The sequence below is a fragment of the Bacillota bacterium genome (genome assembly GCA_024655925.1).
Lineage (GTDB): Bacteria > Bacillota > DTU025 > DTU025 > JANLFS01 > JANLFS01.
In genome coordinates this window covers 1-19,086 of sequence record JANLFS010000037.1, presented here as the reverse complement: position 1 = coordinate 19,086, position 19,086 = coordinate 1, and the positions used below count along the sequence as shown (strand labels likewise).

The following is a 19,086-nucleotide window of genomic DNA, read 5'->3' as shown; positions in this document are numbered from 1 at the left end:
CGAACCGGACAGAGGACATCCCGTGAGCTGCAGTTCGTCACAAATACTTGATACAGCTGGGCTTCCTGTAGTACAATTACTGGCATAGCGTCAGAAAAGGTTGTGAACTCCCTCGTATGGCAAACAGTATGACAGGCTACGGGCACGCCGAGCACGTGAGTCCGGCCGGGACTGTCAGAGTCGAGATCCGGTCGGTCAACCATAGATATCTGGATGTCTCCTTCCGCATGTCTCGTGAGCTCTCAGCCGTTGAGGAGAAGGCTCGAGCTCTGGTGAGCAGCAGGGCTTCACGAGGCAAAATCGAGGTGTCGATCTCGGTCGAGTGGCGCTGCGGCGGGTCGCGCGCGGTGGTTGTAGATACCGAGTTGGCCAGGGCCTACTGTGAGGGCCTTACGTCACTTGCCTCTGATCTCGGGCTGGCCCCGGTGACCACCGTCGAGATCCTGGCCAACCTTCCGGATGTGATTGCCCTGCGCGACCGCGGAGACGATCCCGAAGGGCTCTGGGCACTCGTCGAACCAGCTCTCGCCGGAGCTCTAGACAATCTCGAGGCTATGCGAGCGGCGGAAGGGGGGAGGATGGAAAGGGACATTGTGCATAGAATAGGAAAAATTGAGCAGACAATAGGTGAGATCGCTCGTAGAGCACCTGATTCGGTGGAGGCCTACCGGGTCAGGCTCTCTCAGAGGGTGGCGGAGATGCTGGCGGACGTGAGAGTCGATGAGACCAGGCTTGCCACTGAAGTGGCCCTTTTCGCTGACAGATGTGATTTTACTGAGGAGAGTGTCCGTTTCCAGAGCCACATCCACCAGTTCCGCCAGGCTCTCAGAGAGCCCGGGAGCATTGGGAAGAAGCTCGATTTCCTGACACAGGAGATGAACCGCGAGGCGAACACCATAGGCTCCAAAGCTCAGGATGCAGGTGTCTCGGCCCTGGTGGTCGAGGTCAAGAGCGAACTCGAGAAGATCCGTGAGCAGGTTCAGAACATTGAGTAGCTCTCTTTAGAGGAAACCATGGTGTGCCGTCGTTCGCATTCCGTTGCAGGCGGCAACGGACCAAAACCCCACATTAAGGAGGTGTGGTCAAGTGGCACTGCCTACGCTGACACCCGAACAGAAGCGTGCGGCGCTGAAGAAGGCTCAGGAGGTCAGGAGCAAGCGGGCCCAGATTCGCGAGGAGCTCAAGCAGGGGAAACTCACGCTGGACAAGATCTTCGGCGAAGCGGACAACGAGGTCATCGGCAAGATGCGCGTCGCGTACTTGCTCGAGTCGCTGCCCAGGATCGGCAGGGTGAGAACCCGGCAGATCATGACGGAGATCGGCATCGACGAGAGCAGGCGGGTCCAGGGCCTTGGAATCCGGCAGAGGGAGGCCCTTCTGAAGAAGCTCGCCAAGTAGGGGGAAGGGCCGTGGACATCAAGCTAATCAACATAGGCTTCGGGAACATCGTCGCCGCTAACAGACTAGTAGCTATCGTGAGCCCCGAGTCAGCGCCGATCAAGAGAATCATCCAGGATGCCCGCGACCGAGGTATGCTCATAGACGCCACCTACGGGAGGCGGACACGGGCGGTCATGATCACTGACAGCGGCCATGTGATTCTCTCCGCCGTCCAGCCCGAGACTGTAGCCCACAGGCTGGCGACGAAGGACTCGGGCATGGAGTCGCAGGATTAGGGGCTTCGACATGTTCCACGGGCGCACTGAACTCTTGAGGACTCGCGGGAATGTGTTTGTCCTGTCAGGCCCGTCGGGCTCGGGGAAGAACACCATTCTGGCCAGGTTGAGGGAGACGGTCCCCGGTCTCGCCTACTCGGTCTCGGCGACCACGAGATCGCCCCGGGAGGGCGAGATCCACGGCAGGGACTACTTCTTCCTCACCCGCGAGGAGTTTGTCGCGAGGGCCGAGGCTGGAGAGTTCCTGGAGACAGCGGAGTTCTGCGGGAATCTCTACGGGACGCCGCGAACCTTCATCGAACATCGTTTGCAGGCGCGCGAAGATGTGATCCTGGACATCGAGATCCGCGGGGCCGATCAGATCAGACAGGCGATGCCGGAGGCGGTTTTCATATTCCTCATGCCCCCTTCCCTTGCCGAGCTCAGAGCCAGGGTGGACCGGAGAGGCAAGGATTCGCCTGAGGCTGTCAAGAGACGGATGCAGAAAGCGGTAGAGGAGACCCAGGCTGTCGTAAGGTACGATTATGTAGTCATGAATTCCGACCTCGAGAGTGCAGTGGACTGTGTGCGGGCGATAATCGTCGCGGAGCGGTGCCGGGTGTCCCGGTGGACATGTGAGAGCTTTGTCCAGGGCTTGAGAGAGGAGTCGGAAAAGCTATAGTCCAGAATGCAAGATCCCCTGACGCCGCCCGGCCGGGGAGGCGGATGAAGGGGACTTGTACAGTGTATGACACATGATGCCAAGGAGGCGCCTGCTAGTGATTCGTCCCCCATTGGAAGAACTCATCACGAAGGTAGACAGCAGGTATACGCTGGTGGTGGCGGCGGCCAAGAGGGCCAGGCAGATCATGGATGCTCAGCAGAAGACTGGGGAATACGAGCCTGAGAAGCCTGTGACCCGCGCCCTTCGAGAGATATCCGAGGGCACTGTCTCCTACGCGCGAATCACCCCGAGCGAGCGCCTGGATTTCGGCGGGTGATGCGGATGAACGGGGCGAAGGTGGTCCTCGGGATCACCGGTGGGATCGCGGCTGCGAAGGCGTCGATTCTGGCCAGCATGATGTCGAAAGAAGGCTATGATGTTCATGTCATCATGACCAAGGCCGCTTGCGAGTTCGTGACTCCCCTGACCCTTCGCACGCTCACCGGGAACCCGGTGAGCGTAGAATTGTTTTCCGACCCCGGGCAGTGGAATGTCCGGCATGTGTCCCTCGCGGGCAGCGCGGACGTGTTTGTGATCGCTCCAGCCACCGCCAACTTCATAGGGAAAGCCGCGTCCGGGATCGCGGACGATCTTCTCACCACTACCGTCATGGCCACCGGCGCGCCGGTGGTAATTGCCCCCGCTATGAACGATGGCATGTACTCCAATCCGATAGTGCAGCGGAATATCGGGACCCTACAGTCCCTGGGCTATCGGTTTGTGGGGCCCGAGGCCGGCAGACTCGCTTGCGGTACCGTGGGCACGGGCCGGATGGCGGAGCCGGAGCACATCTTCGAGTACGTTCAGCATGTTTTGGCCGGGCGTGGGCGCCCGTCCCTCGCGGGCCTCTCAATCCTAGTCACAGCTGGTCCCACCTACGAGCCAATCGACCCCGTCAGGTTCATCGGGAACAGGTCGTCCGGGAAGATGGGGTACGCACTGGCATGGGCTGCCGCCTCCCGTGGGGCTAGGGTAGTCCTGGTGTCAGGGCCTTCCGCATTGGCCCGGCCGGAGGGCGTGGAAGTGGTCAATGTCGAGACCGCAGCGCAGATGCTCGAGGCTTGCGCCGCCGCCAGAGGATGCCGGATTGTCATTTCCGCGGCAGCGGTAGCCGACTACCGCCCGGCTCAGGCCAGTGAGCACAAGATCAAGAAAGGCCCGGGGCCTTACACCCTCAGCCTCGAGAGGACCGACGACATCCTTGCCACCCTCGGAGCGGGCAAGGGTGACCGAGTCCTGGTGGGGTTCGCAGCCGAAACGGAAGACCTTCTCGAGAACGCCCGAGTGAAGCTCGACTCCAAGAACCTGGACATGATAGTCGCCAACCTCGTAGGGGGGCAGGACTCCCCATTCGGCTCCGACACTAACACCGTCACAATCCTTCGTCCCGACACTGAGCCTGAGCGGCTCCCACCTCTTCCCAAACTCGTGCTGGCCCACGAGATCCTCGACCGCGTGGTCGGCCTCACGGCCCGCTGACACAGGCCCGCTTGTATCGATCGCAATATCCAGCTAGTTGTCGATGTTATCAGGGAGGACCCTGGCGTACGTCGTAGAAAAGATGTATATTATGGGATGCAGCACAAACTCTGGGTAAGCACCCAAATGGGGCGTTGCGTTCATGGCACGGCAGGGCCATCAGAGGGTTGGCGAGTTCTTGGTTCAGATAGGAGCCCTGACCCCGGTCCAGCTCGAAGAGGGGCTGGAGGTCCAGCGGCGCACGGGCGAGCGCCTGGGCCGAGTTCTCGTGAAACTGGGGTACATCACCGAGGCACACCTCGCGGGAGTGCTCGAGCAGCAGCTCGGCATGAAGCGGGTAAGCCTCGCTGAATACGTGGTGGCAGAGGACGTCATAAAGCTCGTCCCGGAGGCGATGGCTCGCAGGTACAAGGTCCTTCCGCTCGAAATGGCGGGCAAGAAGCTCACACTGGCCATGGCAGACCCTCTGAACGTTTTCGCCATTGACGACATCAAGCTCACAACGGGTCTGGACGTGAACCCTGTGATCGCGGCCGAGGACGAGCTGACGAGGGCTCTGGATCAGTACTACGGCGACAGCGGGGACCTCGACGAAGTGGTGCGGGACCTGGTGACTGCCACCAGCGACACCATCGAAGTCTCCGAGGAAGAAGAAGACATCGGGATCGACCGTCTCCGCGAGCTGGTCGATGAAGCCCCGGTCGTCAGGCTTGTGAACATGATCATCTCCCAGGCAGTCCGGGAGAGGGCAAGCGACATTCACGTCGAGCCCCAGGCCGGAAGCGTCCGGGTCAGGTTCAGAATCGACGGGATGCTGAGGGAGATAATGCGCCCACCCCGCAGAAGCCACGCTGCCATTGCGTCCAGGTTCAAGATCATGTCGAACATGGATATCGCAGAGCGCCGGGTACCTCAGGACGGGCGGGTCCAGCTCAAGGTGGAGGGGCAGGACATCGATCTTCGAGTGTCCACTCTCCCGACTATCTACGGGGAGAAGGTTGTCTGCAGGGTGTTGTTCAGGCGGGGGGCCATGGTCCGCCTGGAGCAGCTGGGGTTTCTCCCGGATAAGCTGGAGCTGTGGTACAGAAGTCTTGCACAGCCGTATGGGATCATACTCGTCACAGGGCCGACCGGAAGCGGCAAGACGCAGACCCTCTACGCTTCTCTCAATCAGCTGAACCTGCCCGAGAAGAACATCATCACCATCGAGGATCCGGTGGAGTTCAGGCTGGAGGGGATAAACCAAGTCCAGATCAACCCTAAGGCAGGGTTGACTTTCGCGAACGGGCTGAGGTCCATGCTCCGCCAGGACCCCGACATCATCATGGTGGGCGAGATCCGCGACCGGGAGACCGCCGGGATCGCGGTGAACGCCGCCCTCACAGGCCACCTCGTCCTCTCCACTCTCCACACTAATGACGCCCCGGGCGCCCCCGTCAGGCTCGTAGATATGGACGTGGAGCCTTTCCTCGTGGCATCGTCGATCATATGCATTCTGGCACAGAGGTTGGTCAGGAAGATCTGCCCTCACTGCCAGGAGGAGTACGTCCCGAGCGACGAGACTTGGGAGAGATGGCTTCGGATCACCGGTGGGATGTCTGACCAGCCCGGCCTCGGGCTTCCCAGAAAGCTCATGAAAGGCCGCGGGTGCCGGCAGTGCGGGACTACCGGATACTCGGGTCGCACCGCGATCCATGAGATCCTGATGGCAAGCGAGAAGATCCGCTTGCTCATATCCTCCCGCGCGACGAGCGACGAGATAGCAACGGCGGCGCGCGCTGCCGGGATGCAGCGTCTCGTGGAGGATGGCGCAGAGAAAGTGAGGCTTGGGATAACTACGATTGAGGAGGTCATGAGGGTCTCGGCCGGGGGAGAGGTCTAGTCTGTCGATGAAAACCAAGAGGGTGAGAAGCGAAATTGTCAGACGATTGCACAACCTGCCGATATTATATACGTGGACTAGCCGTTCACAGCGTTGGGGAGTGGTTGCGTGACTATCGACGAGCTTCTTACTGAGGCGGTGGGGAAAGGAGCTTCCGATCTTCACATAACCACGGGCCTGCCTCCTATGGTGCGGATAACCGGAGCGCTCGCCCCACTGCCCGGACACAAGGTAGTAACCCCCGCGGACTCCAGAGAACTGGTGCTCTCCATGATGAAGCAGGAGCAACGCGAGAAGTATCAGTCTCTTGGAGAACTCGATTTCTCCTACGGGGTGGCTGGAGTCGGCAGGTTCCGGGTGAATGCTTACACACAGCGGGGCTCCGTGGGCGCCGCGATCAGGGTCATCCCGACAGCCATCAAGTCCATCGAGGAACTAGGGTTGCCCGCGATCACCAGGTCTTTCGCCCAGAAGACCAGAGGCATGGTTCTTGTGACGGGCCCGACGGGAAGTGGGAAATCCACGACCCTGGCGGCGATGATAGACATCATCAACAGCGAGCGGTCATGCCACATAATCACCCTCGAGGACCCAATAGAGTACCTCCACCGCCACCGGAAGTCCATGATCAACCAGCGGGAGGTTGGATCCGACACCCAGTCGTTTTCGGCGGCGCTACGCGCTGCACTCCGGGAAGATCCCGACGTGATCCTGGTTGGGGAGATGCGCGACCTCGAAACCACCTCCATAGCCCTGACTGCCGCGGAGACGGGCCACCTGGTGCTGGCGACTCTACACACCAACGACACCGTGCAGACCATAGACCGCGTAATCGACCAGTTCCCGCCGCACCAGCAGCAACAGATCCGTGTCCAGCTCGGGGCGGTGATACAGGGGATACTTTCCCAGCAGCTGATGCCGAGGGCGGACGGCACAGGCCGGGTGATCGCGGTGGAAGTCCTGGTGGCTACGCCCGCGGTTCGCAACCTGATCCGCGAAGGGAAGACCCACCAGATCTACTCAGTGATCCAGACAGGTGGGAAGTTCGGGATGCAGAGCCTGGACGCGGCGCTTAAGGACCTTTACCAGCGGCGCTTGATCACAAGAGAAGAGGCCCTGACCCGCGCGACGGATCCCGAAGAGTTCAGGCGACTGACAGAGGCATTCGGAGGTTACTGAAGAGATTCAAGTTCTGACTGGACCGCGGCGGAGTGAACACTCGGGGAGGACGCGTTGCGATGCCGACTGTCGCCTACACCTACAAAGGCCGTGACAGGGCCGGAAAGCTGACGGAGGGGACCATGGAGGCCGAAAGCGCCGCGGCGGTCGCAGACAGGCTTCGGGCGCAAGGGCTCATACCCACGGTCATCCAGGAGGCAAGGAAGTTCGCTGGAGCCACTATCCAGACCGGACCTTCTCCGGTGGCGCCTGCAAGGCGGCTGGGCCTCATACAGCTCAGCATCCTCTCGCGTCAGCTCGCGGTGATGATCGGGGCCGGGCTCCCGCTGGTGCAGGCCTTGAACATCCTCTCCCAGCAAGTGGACAAGCCAGCCCTGAGGGAGACGCTCAACCAGGTCAGGCGCAAGGTCGAGTCAGGCGAGACCTTTGCGTCTTCGCTGAACCAGTTTCCGGGTGTTTTCCCCCCGATATTCGTCAACCTCGTGGAGGCGGGCGAAGCCTCAGGATCCCTTGACACAGTGCTCGACCGGGTGTCGAAGTTCTTTGAAAAACAGGTGGAGCTGAGGAACAAGGTCAAGGGGGCGTTGGTCTACCCGTGCATCCTCATCGGCGTTGCGGCAATCGCCATCGCCGCCTTAATGGTCTTCGTCCTCCCGACCTTCATTGACATGTTCAAGGGGTTCAACGCTGAACTGCCGTGGCTGACCCAGGCCCTCTACGATTTCGGGAACGGCATCAGGACCCTGTGGTACATTTACTTCACGATCCCGGTCGCCGCGGGTGCTCTGTTCCTCCGTTTCATAACGGGCCCGGGCAAGGTGTGGTGGGATACGGTCTCTCTCAGGATTCCCGGGTTCGGGTCCTTGATCCGAAGAGGCCAGACCGCGCAGTTCACCCGCACCTTTGGAATGCTCGTCCAGAGCGGAGTGCCGATGCTGCAGGCGCTGGATCTTCTCGAGCGTCTGTCCGGCAATTCCGTGGTCAAGCAAGCCATCCAGTCGGCGAAGGTGAGCGTAAGAGACGGGTCTGGACTCGCAAGACCCCTTCGCCTTGCAAAGGTCTTTCCCCCGATGCTCGCGCACATGGTAGGGGTGGGTGAGGAGACAGGCGCGCTCGATTCGATGCTCTACAAAGTGGCTGACTTCTACGACCAGGAAGTCGACTATGCAGTAAAGGGTCTCACAACAGCGATCGAGCCTGCGATCATCCTGGTGATCGGTGTGTTCGCGGGTTTGATAGTGGCGGCGATCATGATACCGATGTTCAACATGATCAACATCGCCATGTAGTTGCGGGTAAATGGTTACCTGTCGACTCTTCTTATGACATTGAAGGGAGGTGAAATAGATGAGAATCAGAGACCAGCGCGGTTTCACCATCATGGAGCTTCTGATCGTGATAGTTGTTATAGGCATTTTGGCTGCAATTGCGGTTCCTGCCTACAACAGCTTTACGGCGAAGGCACAGTCTACGGCATGCAAAGCAAACCTCCGTACGATACAGACAGTGATCGGGATCTACTACGCAGAGCACGGAAGCTATCCGGCTGACGATGCTGATCTTCAGGAGGCCGACATCGAGGCCTGGACAGACGCCGACGGCAATAAGTACATTGACGATGCCAGCAAACTCAAGTGTCCCACGGACGACACGTACTCTCTGGCGGCGGGTGTGGTCTCGTGCTCTGTACACGGGACTCCGTAATCAGTAGTGGGTTGATCTGCAGGCCGGAAGCGCAAGTCTTCACCCGGGCGGCGCGTCACTCGCCGCTCGGGTGCTGTCGTCGCATGTCTCTCGCTCGTACCCGCCCGCGCAGTTCCCCTGAGAGGGTTCCCATGTGTGCATTCGGACAACTGGCTGTTCTGGTGGGTTACTACATTCTGGTTCAGCAAGAAGGTAAGCCGCTTCATGATTTACGGTCTGGTGGGATTTGGGGTTGGCCTAGTAGTTGGCAGCTTCCTCAATGTCTGCATCTACCGCCTCCCCGCCGGGAAGTCCATAGTCTTCCCAGGCTCGGCCTGTCCGGCGTGCGGGGCGGCTCTTGGGGTCCAGGACTTGGTCCCGGTCTTGAGCTTCATCTGGCTTCGGGGCCGGTGCAGGCGGTGCGGGAAGCCGATATCCATACAGTATCCACTCGTGGAACTGATGACCGGAATCATGTTCGCGGTGATCGCGGCGGCCTACGGCCTGACCACCGGGAGCCTGATCGTCGCGGTTTTTGCGTGTCTACTGACAGTCGCGGCCTGGACTGATCTAAATACCGGGCTCATCCCCGACAGAGTGACCCTGCCTGGGCTTGGCGCAGGGCTTGCGCTCTCTCTGATCAGCCCGGATCTGACCCTGCCCGGCGCGGTGGCCGGCGCCCTCATCTCCGGTGGCGTGGTCTACCTGATCGCCGTCTTGAGCAGGGGAGGCATGGGCGGGGGGGATGTCAAGCTCATGGCGATGATCGGAGCGTTTCTCGGGTGGCGTTCGGGGCTTCTCACCCTTTTCCTGGGCGCTCTCATCGGGTCGGTGGTCGGGGTTACCCGGATCGCCCTGGGCATGCAGAAGCGAAGAGAACCGATGCCCTTCGGGCCGTACTTAGCTCTCGGGGCAGTCGTGACGATATTCATTGGAGAGACTTTGCTGCGATTTCTCGGCTGGACGTAGGAAATGCGAACTCGCAGTCGAATTCAATCGGGTAATTGTGGATTGCGTGGACACGGTCTCCTTGGGTGATTGGGGGAATGCGCAGGTGGCACTGGGGCTGTTCTCCCGTCGGCAGAGCAGTATGGTTGGTGTGGATATAGGGACAAGCCGGATCAAGCTGGTCGAACTCGCCAAGCGCGGTGAGTCGGTCGAACTTGTGCGGATGGCCGTGGAACTCACACCTCCCGATACGATTCGCGACGGTGTGGTCGTCGACCCCGAGTTGGTGGCGGAGGTGCTGGCGAACGGGCTCAAGAGCGGCCACATCAAGGGGCGGCAAGTCGTCGCGGCCATCGCGGGGCAGGGTGTTGTGGTCCGCCACGTCAGGTTTCCCCGGATGCCCGAGGCCGAACTGCGGGAAGCACTCAAGTGGGAGGGGGAAAAGTACATACCTTTCCCTCTCGACGAGGCCGTGGTGGATTTCGAGATCATGGATGGGCCCGAGGGCGCGGAGTCACAGGAGATGGAGGTCATGCTCGTGGCGGCTCAGCGCCGGATTGTGGACAGCCACGTACGGGCATTGGAGCTTGCGGGCCTCAAACCAATCGCCATCGACGTCCAGCCGTTCACGGTTCTGAGGGCCTTGACTTATCACCCAGGTGATTCGGCCATGGGGCGGGCGAACGGGAGTGCTGCCACCGCTTACCTGGACATCGGGGCGGGCACCACTGACATAGTCATCGCCGAAGGGCAGAGGCTTCGCTTCACCCGAATAATCCCGAGCGGGGGGAACAGCTTCACCAGGGCCATCGCGGAGAGACTCAACATCGGCTTCGAAGAGGCTGAACGTATCAAGATTCATGAGGCCGAACTGTGGGAGGAGGGCCCTGAGCCTCCAGAAGGCACAAGCGAACGGGCAAGGATGATCCACGAGGCCGTGCTCGAAGTGGCACAGGACATCGCAACAGATGTGCGGAGGTCACTGGACTACCACGACCTCCAGCTTCAGGGCAGGTTCGAGAACGCTGGTGTCACGAAGGTGATCATGACCGGAGGAGGCTCTGCACTCCGCGGCTTCGGCAAGTTCTTAGAGTCTGAGCTGGGCCTGCCTACCACTACCGGAGACCCCCTGAGTGAACTTGCGGTAAGCCCCCGCCTGCCCGGGCAGGAAGACATCCTTCGCCTCGGCCCAATGCTCGCGGTAGGTATCGGGCTTGCGCTAAGAGAGGTGGTTCCTTCGTGAGCCGAATAAACCTCCTCCCTGAACGCGAAACGGCGAGACCGCGAGTTACGCCGCGGCGGTTCGTGATGATCATCCTCATTGAGGTGGTCGTAGTGTCAGCCGCGGCGTTCTATGCTTACAGGCACTTCGAGATCAGACAGATGGACAAACAGATCGCCCAGATCAAAGCGCAGATTGCCGGAATGCAGCAGGATCTCGACCTCCTCTCTAAGGTCGAGGCCAGGAACGGAGAGATCCAGAGCCTGATAGCTGAGGCAAGGGCCATCGAATCCGAGGACCTCAGCCCTGGGCGCATACTCAGGGAGATCCGAGGCGTGCTCCCGCAGGACACCTGGCTTTCGGGGCTCAAAGTCGACCCCACGGGCCAGATATCCCTGGATGGGAGCACGTTTGCGTTGGAATCGGTAGCGCGCACAGCGCTCATCCTGGAGGATTCCCACTTGTTCGAGAAGGTCCGAGTGTCAAGCATGAGGCTCAGGCAAGTCAACGACACCTCGGTCTATGATTTCAGCATGCAGATGGGCCTTCAGCCGGGGAGGTGACCGAAATGGCGGTGAGCATGGAGGTCAACCCGAAACAGCTCAAGCTCTTTGTGGCGCTCGTTGCGGTTGCGGCCGTTGTAGGCCTCTATCTCTACGTGTTCTCCCCCCAGGCAGACCGATACGCAAGGGCGAAGGCGAAGCTTTCTGAGGCGGAGACGCAGCTGCAGGCAAGCCTCATCCGGCTCAAGAGAATCCCCGCCGCCGAGCAGGAGCTGACTGCGTCCATCCTGGAACTTGACGCGTTCGAGAACCTGGTGCCCGATGAGGACAAAGTCCATTACATATACCGCGACATCGAAGCAGTCGCACAGAAGAACCTCGTGACCGTGACCAGCGTCACGGTGGCATCCGGAAAGGTCCGCGGGCCCTACCTGGAACTGCCCATCACCGTCGAGATGGAAGGCAGGTACGCGGAGATCCTGGACTTCGTGCAAGGCCTGGCCTCACTGAGCAGGGTCATAAACTTCCGGAGTTTCAGCTTGACTGCGGGTGCCCCCGTGGCGGACGGCGGCCCAAAGGGCGTGCTTCGGGCAAGTGCCCAAGTGAGCACATTCGTGCGGCCGAAAGGCGGTGGTCAGAGTGGCGCTGCTGCTACGGTCAAAGCTCCAACAGCGAGGAAGTAGCGAAAACGGCGCGGACGAGAAAGCGAAGAAGAACCGGACTGTCGCGATCGTCGTCTCGGTGCTGATCGTGGTCGCCGCTGGATGCGGGGGGTACATATGGTTCATGCGAACGAACGAACCACCCTCCGGGGCATCAGGGCCGCTTTCCGAGGACCGGCCGGTCTTCGCCGCCAGGCTTGCCGGGCTGCTGGACCAGAGCCGCACGTTGGGCCGGGGAAGGGTAGAGCCCCAACTGAGGAAAGTGGCATTAGGAAGAGGGGACCCCTTTGGGTCGTTGATCCCGGAGCCTGTGCCGCCCCCACCGCCTCCGCCCCCGCCTCCTTTGGAGCCTGTGCCGCCAAGCATGGCTCTCACTGGGATCATCCAGTCGGGCGACCGGGTATTTGGAGTTGTGCGAGTCGAGGGGGAGACGAAAACGGTGAGGCCGGGCGATGCACCATTTGAAGGGGCCGTAGTGAAGTCAATAGGAGACCGGACGATGACGGTGAACGTGTTCGGCAAGGATGTGCAGTACGGGCTGGGAGGTGGTCAGAAATGAGGCAGGCCAAACGCGCAGTCATGACCCTGGCGGTCATACTCATACTGTGCTTTGGGTGTCCGCCAGTCGTGGGTCAAACGAACACCCCGACCCGCGTGAGCGTGGATCTCAAGGGGGCTGAGATCTCGGAGGTCTTCAGAGTCCTCGCGGAGCTGGCCGACATGAACATCGTGCTCGATCCAGGGGTTCGAGGGACGCTCTCCATCCGCCTGCAGGATCTTTCGGTGGAAGAGGCTCTCGACCTGATCGCTTACACCACCGGCCTTCAGTACAGGAAAGCCGGGTCCACTCTTATCGTGGCCCCCCCTGGGGCGGTCGCTGGTGAGGCTGAAAAGGTTGAGGTAAGGAAGTTTGCGGTCCGGCATGCACCGGTAGCGGATATAGCCCGGGCGCTCGCGCTCGTGGTGGATGCGGCGAAGCTGCAGCCGGATACGCGCACCAGTTCTGTCCTGGTCCGGGGGACTGCTACGGATATGACGAGAGTGGCCGAAGTCCTGGACATGCTGGATGTGGCGGTTGAGGCACCCCCAAAACCTGCGGAACCGCCTGCGCCCGAGCGTGAGCTCAGGATATACCGGCTCAGCCATTCCGATGCCGCGACGGTCAAGGGCGCGCTTTCCCTGGTTGTGCCCGCCGACAGCGTCCAGGTGGATACCCGCACCAACTCCGTCCTCGTGATGGGAACGCCGGACCGGCTTGACAAGGTTGCGTCCATCATAGATACGCTCGACATCCCGTTGCCCTCAAAGGCGGTCCCGGCTGCTGCCCAGGCCCCCGAGGCCCTTGAGGTGGTCAAGCTGAGGCACGCCCCTGCGAAGTCCATTCGTGACCTTCTCGGCCTTGTGATTCCGGCATCGAAAGTCCAGGTAGACGAGAGGACTAACTCAGTCATCATGCTGGCGGACGAGGCTACTCGGATCCGGGCTCTCGACCTCATCGCAAAGGTCGACGTGGAAGTCGAGGACGTGGTGGATGAAGGAATCTATCCTCCAGTCCCAGGTGGGATAGTGACGACCACCCCGGTGCCCGTGGTTCCGGTCGAAGCCCCACCCGCGCCCGTGCCTTCCAAGGAAACGGTGGAGGTCATCAAGCTCAAGTATGCAGCCCCGGACAAGACCCGCGCCGCCCTCGCCGTTGTGATCCCGGGAGACCGGATCTCCATAGACGAGCGGACGAACTCACTTGTGGTGAGGGGCCTTGAGGAGGAGATCAAGCAAGTTCGAGGCATCGTGGCGCTTCTCGATGTGCCGGTCATGGAGCCGGCCAAACCTGCGCCGCCGGCCGCCCCGTCTCGCTCGCTTCGAGTCTTCCGTCTTGCGAATGCTGATCCGGCTGCAGTCCGAGACGCCCTGGCACTCGTGGTCCCGCGGGATGCAGTGCAGGTGGACACGAGGACTGCTTCCCTCCTGGTCATGGGGCTTCCTGACGATCTAGCCAGGGCCGAGGAGATAGTGTCCATTTTGGATGTTGCAGTCCCGCCCAAACCCGCGCCAGAGCCCTCCGTCCCCGTGGCTCAGGAGAGGCTCAAGACAGTCAAGCTGGATCACGCACCGGCGAAAGCCATGCGGGACATCCTCAGGCTGATCGTGCCCGCTGAAAAAGTGCAGGTGGATGAGCGGACGAACAGTCTGGTAGTCCTTGGCACCGACGAAATGCACGCTCGCGTTGCCGGGCTCATCCGGGCTCTGGACGTGGAAGTCCCGAAACCCCAGGAGCCGGCGGTGCCAGCTCCGGCGACTCCCTCCCCGGAGCCGCCCTCTTCACCCGCAATGGCAGTCCGGGCTTTCAGGCTGGAGCATGCGGACGCCGCATCCGTCAAGGGCGGGTTGGGCCTGGTGATTGCTGCACAGAATGTGCAGGCTGACTCTCGTACTAATTCCGTGCTAGTCCTGGGCTCACCCGATGAGCTTGCCCTGGCGGAAGAGATTGTGGCCCTCATGGACACGCCGGTTCCTGCGAAGACCGAGCCCGCGCCAGCAGGCGTCAAGCCTGCCGCCGCTGACAGCGAACTGGTGGAAGTGGTCAGGCTCGATTACGCCCAGGCAAAGATGGTCCGCGAGACCGTTGCTGCTGTGGTGCGCGAAGGCAAGGTCCAGGTGGATGAGAGGACCAATAGCCTCGTGATCGCCGGGACCAAGGATGCTATTGCCAAGGCGGCCAGGCTCGTGAGGGTCCTGGACATCCCGGTGGAGCAGGCCCCTGCGCCTCCACCGCCGGAACCCGACCCCGAGACAGTAGAGATCAGGAAGCTCAACTACGCACCGGCATCCAAGGTCCGGGAGGCGCTTTCGCTCATCATCCCTGTCGCCAAAGTGACTGTGGACGAGCGCACCAACTCCCTGATCCTGGTGGCCACAGCCACCCAACACGCACAGGTGCAGGAGCTCATCAGCCGACTCGACGTGGAGGTCCAACCGCCCCAGCCCGCTCCCGCGCCGGCGCCTGCGCCTGCCCTCGAGCAGCCGGTCTTGCGAGTAGTGCAGCTCGCGCACGCGCCTGTGGGCAAGGTAAAGGAGGTGCTGGTGGGAGCAGTGCCGGAGGCCAAGGTGACCTCGGATGAGCGAACCAACTCCCTGGTGATCGTGTCGACCCCATCGATCTACGCTCGGGCCGTGGAACTCGTGGGCAAGCTGGACGTGCCGGTGGAGACTCCGCCTGCACCCGCCCCGGCTCCACCCGCGCGAGACTCTGAGGTTCTCCGGGTCGTCAAGCTATCGCACGCCCCCGCTCAGAAGGTGCGGGAGGCAGTGCAGGCCGCGGTGCCATCTGCCGTGGTCACGGCGGATGAGCGAACCAACTCCCTAGTGATCGTAGCCCCGACGTCCAAGTACGAACAGGCTCTCGAGATCATAGCAGAGCTGGACGTCGCGGTCCCGGAGCCACCTCCGCCTCCTGCTCCCCCGGCGCCGCCCGCACCGGAGCCCGAAGAAGCGCGCGTGGTCAAGCTCCAGCACGCATCCCCCGGCAAGGTGCGGGAGGCTCTCGCACCTATCGTCCCGGCTTCGAAGGTGACTGTGGACGAGCGTACGGGGTCGCTCGTGATCGTTGCGACCGCGGGAGTCCAAGCGAAGGCTCTGGAGATCATTGAGCAACTCGATGTGCCGGTGGCTCCGCCTCCTGCTCCGGCTCAGCCTGCGCCGGAACCGGAGACTCTCAACGTGATAAGACTTGCTCACGCCCCGGCGGCGAAGGTTAGGGAGGCACTGGCGCCCATAGTCACCGCTTCCAAGGTGACGGTGGATGATCGCACCAACTCCCTGGTGGTCATGGCTACCGCCTCCAGGTACGCGCAGGTCATGGAGGCCGTCTCGTTCCTGGACGTGCCCGTCGAGGAGGTACCGAAACCCCAGGCATTGCCTGCAGAGGAGCCCGTAATCGGCACCTTCAAGGTGGCGAACGCGCCCGCGGATAGCCTCAAGCCGGCAATCAGTCTGGTGGTGGAGGCCTCGGGCATCCAGGTTGACACCAGGACCAACACCTTGCTTGTGCGGGCGGTTCCTTCCAAGCTCGAACGGGTCCGTGAGATCGTGGCGACCCTGGACGTACCTGTCGCGCCTCCGCCTGAGCCGGAGCCTGCGCCAGCCATGCCTCCTGATGAGACCAAGGTGTTCAAGCTCATCCACGCGCCGGCGTCGGAGATGAAGTCAGCTCTGAGCCTGGTTCTTCCGGCTGACAAGATGCAGGCTGACGACAGAACCCGGTCACTCGTGGTCGTGGCCCCGGCGCCCAAGCTTGAGAGCGTGCAGAGGATAATCGAGAGCCTGGACGTGCCGTCGGTTGTGCAAGCCCCGAGGACTGAGGAGCCCGTAACCCGGGTATACCGGCTCAACTTCGCTACACCCGCAGAGGTCAAGACGGGCCTGACAGGACTCGTTGCAGGGACGATAACCGCCGATGCCAGGACTTCGTCGATCATCGTCAGCGCGACAGAGCCGGAGCAGAGAAAGGCCATGGCGCTCGTGGAAGCCCTCGACCGGGAACTGGCGCAGGTACTCATCGAGGCGAGACTCGAGGAACTCACCGGGGACGCCGCGAGACGCTTGGGGATCGACTGGACGTTCTCGGGAATCAAGTTCGGTGAAAACGCGCTCGGACAATGGACCAGCGTGTCCCTGGATTTCCTGGCGAGCCTGACGGCCTTGGAGGACGCTGGGGAAGCGACCCTCATCTCGAGGCAGCACACTTTCACGCAGGATGGGAAGACGGGTAAGATCCTGATAGGCGACAGGATACCTGTCATCACCGAGACGGTCCAGGACGGCCAGGTCGTCGCCAGGGTCGAGTTCATAAACGCCGGCATAGAGTTGTCAATAACCCCGAAAGTGTCCGGCGAAGGCACGATAACTGCCACGGTCAAGCCGATCATCAGCTCGATCGTGGGCTGGACGCCCCAGAATTACCCGCAGATCAGAACTAGGGAACTGGAGACTATCGTTTCCATAAAGAACGGGGAGACTGTGGTCATAGGAGGCTTGCTCCACAGGGACGAGATTCAGAACGTGGTGAAGGTGCCGCTCCTCGGGGACATTCCGATTCTGGGTGAGGTCTTCAAGAAGCGCACCACTACATCGAAAAACACCGAGATCGTCATGCTCATTACGGCGTGGGTGGTCAAGCCCGGGCAGCGGACTGTGGTCGGACCCGCCAAGCCTGACGACCGGTACCCGGTGATCGTGCAGCCGCCTTCGGAACAGAAGTCCGGCGGGCTCAAACTCCCTTGATCTCAGCAGTCCGGGCCTGGGTTGTGCTGGCTTTCTCGAGAGAACGGGCGCTCCGAACCGGCTCCCGTTCTCTTTTCGTGTGGCCCGCCCATGGCCCCCTACGTTGGGCTTCGGCTCGCGGACCAAGCGGTTTCAGTTGGAGGCCGGCGGTGTCGCCGCTCGGCCCATCGAGGCGGGACCGTGGGCCGGGGCGGCAGAGTAGGGCTGTAGGCGCGTAGCCCCGTGGAGCGTGGCGCGTAGCGCGGGCCGAGGAGGTCCCCATACGGGTAGCCGGGTAATAGCAAGTGTCCCAGTTTGCGGTTGATGACCTCCTGGGGCTCATCAACCGCCCCGCCCTGCTAGGCGGCATTTGGGCTTGCGGACCCCTGAGAGCCTCGCACTTCTCTAGATCCCCGTACTGCTCAAGGTGGCTAGGAGCAGCTGCCTTGCAGCCATAGATGTATCGAAGCAAGTACTTCATGGCCCCTCCGCGGAACCTCATCAGCCATGCCTGGAAGTGGACTGCAAGGCGTTTCGCGTTCCTCTGGCGGTGCATTGGATCGGCGCTCACCATGTCCCCACGGTAAGCTCTGGCCCGCGAAGACGTTGTCCACGTCAGCTTCAGGCTCCGCCTCCCAGGCGTCGGCCAGTGCCCGATTCCACGCTCCACGCACACTCGAGTTCCGGGCGCGATCCGGTCCCGCATGATCTCGTCGAACCCGACTCGGGATTCGCCCGGCACGAGCTCAGCTGCGACGTTCCCGAACCGGTCGAGGGCGAACAGGACATAGACCCTGTCTGAGCGGGGGCTAAGAAACGAGATCTGCCGGGATCCTGGTTTTCGGCTCATTGCGTGGGCACGGCGGGCCTCCGCCGGGGAGCCCTTGTAGCATTCGAGCACAAGGAGCTGGTGCGTCTCCACGATCCCCGAGAGCGTAGTACGTGCGTGAGCCCCGGCGAGCCTGGAGATAACCTTGTGCCTCCAGGCGAACGCGGTGTTCTTGGAGATAGCTAAGAGCCTTGCCGCCTGCCGCACTGGGAGGCCCTCCATCATGAGCGCAAGGTATGGGAGCCATTTCTCCCGCAGCCTCGTGTGGTGCATCACGGTGCCGGTGAGGTCGGTGAAGTAGCTCCGTCAGCGTTTGCACCTGTAATTCTGTATGCCCCGGGGCTTTCTGTACCGTACGATCTCTCTGCTTTCGCAGCTGGGACAGACTTGCCCTTCGGGCTTTGAGAGGTCGTGAATGTCGGAAACGCTCACCTCAACACGGCCTTCGCAGAACGGTGCAGGTACGAGATCAGGGCCTTGGCTGGAAAATGGGATTGCGCAGAGATAGATGTCGGACAGGCCTGGACTAGGCCCGAAGGGGAACGGGTAGCGGACCGGCGAGGTCGGCATGGGACGGCCTCCTTTCTGTGAGGGCAGGCGACAGCCATATATTGCCATGAACCCCAAGGGCCATCAACCATTAATTGGGACTGTCCCAACGTGGCGGGTACCGAGTGGCACACCGGGTGTCTTGAGGGCCGAAGAGAGCGGGTTTGCCTTCGGCCCATACCGGCATGGGCGGGCGTCGGCCTAGGAGCCAGACTAATGGCTCCCATTCCGCCTCCGCCCGCTCGGGTACGACGTTGACTTCGCCTTGGGCGGCACCGGCAACGGCCGTCCCGGGCCGTGCGGCGACTCGCGCGGCTGTGATCTGCCTGTGCGTGGGCATGTCTACCACGTAGACCCTCTTACTTTATGTGCCGAGGTGATGCTGCCCTTCCCCGTGGGTGACGTTATCTCAGTCGCGTTATGGGGTGACGATGCCACAGACGCGTAACAACAGGATGCGTATGAGTAAAGTTTCAGTAGGTACAGAGATCTTTCTGTGCCCTAAAACGGAA

At 61.5% G+C, this 19,086-nt stretch carries 16 protein-coding genes and 1 pseudogene; 16 read left to right on the top strand and 1 reads right to left on the bottom strand.

Translation table 11 applies throughout. From position 1 onward, the window contains the following. The first annotated feature begins 116 nt into the window (after positions 1 to 116). From NUW23_07430 to NUW23_07355, 16 genes and pseudogenes are all read left to right on the top strand, one after another. Entirely contained in the window at positions 117 to 995 is an 879-nt protein-coding gene (locus tag NUW23_07430; GenBank protein ID MCR4426006.1) for a YicC family protein, read from the top strand. Positions 996 to 1,086: 91 nt separating this feature from the next. Further along, positions 1,087 to 1,398: an integration host factor gene (locus NUW23_07425; GenBank protein MCR4426005.1), complete on the top strand. Its 312-nt coding sequence runs from the start codon at positions 1,087 to 1,089 to the stop codon at positions 1,396 to 1,398. Positions 1,399 to 1,409: 11 nt separating this feature from the next. Further along, complete coding sequence (locus NUW23_07420) at positions 1,410 to 1,676, top strand: DUF370 domain-containing protein (GenBank protein MCR4426004.1); 267 nt, start codon at positions 1,410 to 1,412, stop codon at positions 1,674 to 1,676. 10 nt (positions 1,677 to 1,686) lie between these two features. Beyond that, entirely contained in the window at positions 1,687 to 2,337 is a 651-nt protein-coding gene (gene gmk, locus NUW23_07415; protein ID MCR4426003.1) for a guanylate kinase, read from the top strand. A gap of 97 nt (positions 2,338 to 2,434) precedes the next feature. Next, the gene (gene rpoZ, locus NUW23_07410; protein MCR4426002.1) at positions 2,435 to 2,656 is read left to right on the top strand and encodes a DNA-directed RNA polymerase subunit omega; all 222 of its coding nucleotides are present in this window, start codon (positions 2,435 to 2,437) and stop codon (positions 2,654 to 2,656) included. 5 nt (positions 2,657 to 2,661) lie between these two features. Beyond that, positions 2,662 to 3,858 carry a bifunctional phosphopantothenoylcysteine decarboxylase/phosphopantothenate--cysteine ligase CoaBC gene (gene coaBC / locus NUW23_07405; GenBank protein ID MCR4426001.1) on the top strand — a complete coding sequence of 399 codons (1,197 nt, stop codon included), beginning with the start codon at positions 2,662 to 2,664 and terminating at the stop codon, positions 3,856 to 3,858. Between the two features lie 142 nt (positions 3,859 to 4,000). Then, on the top strand, positions 4,001 to 5,740 hold the full coding sequence (locus tag NUW23_07400; GenBank protein MCR4426000.1) for an ATPase, T2SS/T4P/T4SS family: 1,740 nt from the start codon (positions 4,001 to 4,003) through the stop codon (positions 5,738 to 5,740). A gap of 108 nt (positions 5,741 to 5,848) precedes the next feature. Further along, complete coding sequence (locus NUW23_07395) at positions 5,849 to 6,919, top strand: type IV pilus twitching motility protein PilT (protein MCR4425999.1); 1,071 nt, start codon at positions 5,849 to 5,851, stop codon at positions 6,917 to 6,919. A 59-nt stretch (positions 6,920 to 6,978) separates the two neighbouring features. Beyond that, positions 6,979 to 8,208 carry a type II secretion system F family protein gene (locus tag NUW23_07390; GenBank protein ID MCR4425998.1) on the top strand — a complete coding sequence of 410 codons (1,230 nt, stop codon included), beginning with the start codon at positions 6,979 to 6,981 and terminating at the stop codon, positions 8,206 to 8,208. A gap of 58 nt (positions 8,209 to 8,266) precedes the next feature. Next, positions 8,267 to 8,386 (top strand): annotated as a pseudogene (locus tag NUW23_07385) (prepilin-type N-terminal cleavage/methylation domain-containing protein). A 441-nt stretch (positions 8,387 to 8,827) separates the two neighbouring features. Beyond that, a complete protein-coding gene (locus NUW23_07380) occupies positions 8,828 to 9,571 on the top strand; it encodes an A24 family peptidase (GenBank protein MCR4425997.1) in 744 nt (247 codons plus the stop codon). 85 nt (positions 9,572 to 9,656) lie between these two features. Beyond that, entirely contained in the window at positions 9,657 to 10,793 is a 1,137-nt protein-coding gene (pilM, locus tag NUW23_07375) for a type IV pilus assembly protein PilM (protein MCR4425996.1), read from the top strand. Then, complete coding sequence (locus NUW23_07370; GenBank protein ID MCR4425995.1) at positions 10,790 to 11,335, top strand: PilN domain-containing protein; 546 nt, start codon at positions 10,790 to 10,792, stop codon at positions 11,333 to 11,335. The genes pilM and NUW23_07370 overlap by 4 nt, the downstream gene beginning before the upstream one ends. A gap of 5 nt (positions 11,336 to 11,340) precedes the next feature. Beyond that, positions 11,341 to 11,958, top strand: a complete 618-nt coding sequence (pilO, locus tag NUW23_07365; GenBank protein MCR4425994.1) for a type 4a pilus biogenesis protein PilO — start codon at positions 11,341 to 11,343, stop codon at positions 11,956 to 11,958. After that, a complete protein-coding gene (locus tag NUW23_07360) occupies positions 11,915 to 12,496 on the top strand; it encodes a hypothetical protein (GenBank protein MCR4425993.1) in 582 nt (193 codons plus the stop codon). Before pilO ends, NUW23_07360 begins: the two co-directional genes overlap by 44 nt. Further along, complete coding sequence (locus NUW23_07355; protein ID MCR4425992.1) at positions 12,493 to 17,217, top strand: secretin and TonB N-terminal domain-containing protein; 4,725 nt, start codon at positions 12,493 to 12,495, stop codon at positions 17,215 to 17,217. Before NUW23_07360 ends, NUW23_07355 begins: the two co-directional genes overlap by 4 nt. Here NUW23_07355 and NUW23_07350 read toward each other — a convergent pair. Continuing rightward, positions 17,204 to 18,232: a hypothetical protein gene (locus NUW23_07350; protein MCR4425991.1), complete on the bottom strand. Its 1,029-nt coding sequence runs from the start codon at positions 18,230 to 18,232 to the stop codon at positions 17,204 to 17,206. The two genes, NUW23_07355 and NUW23_07350, sit on opposite strands and share 14 nt — an antisense overlap. Positions 18,233 to 19,086 lie beyond the last annotated feature (854 nt).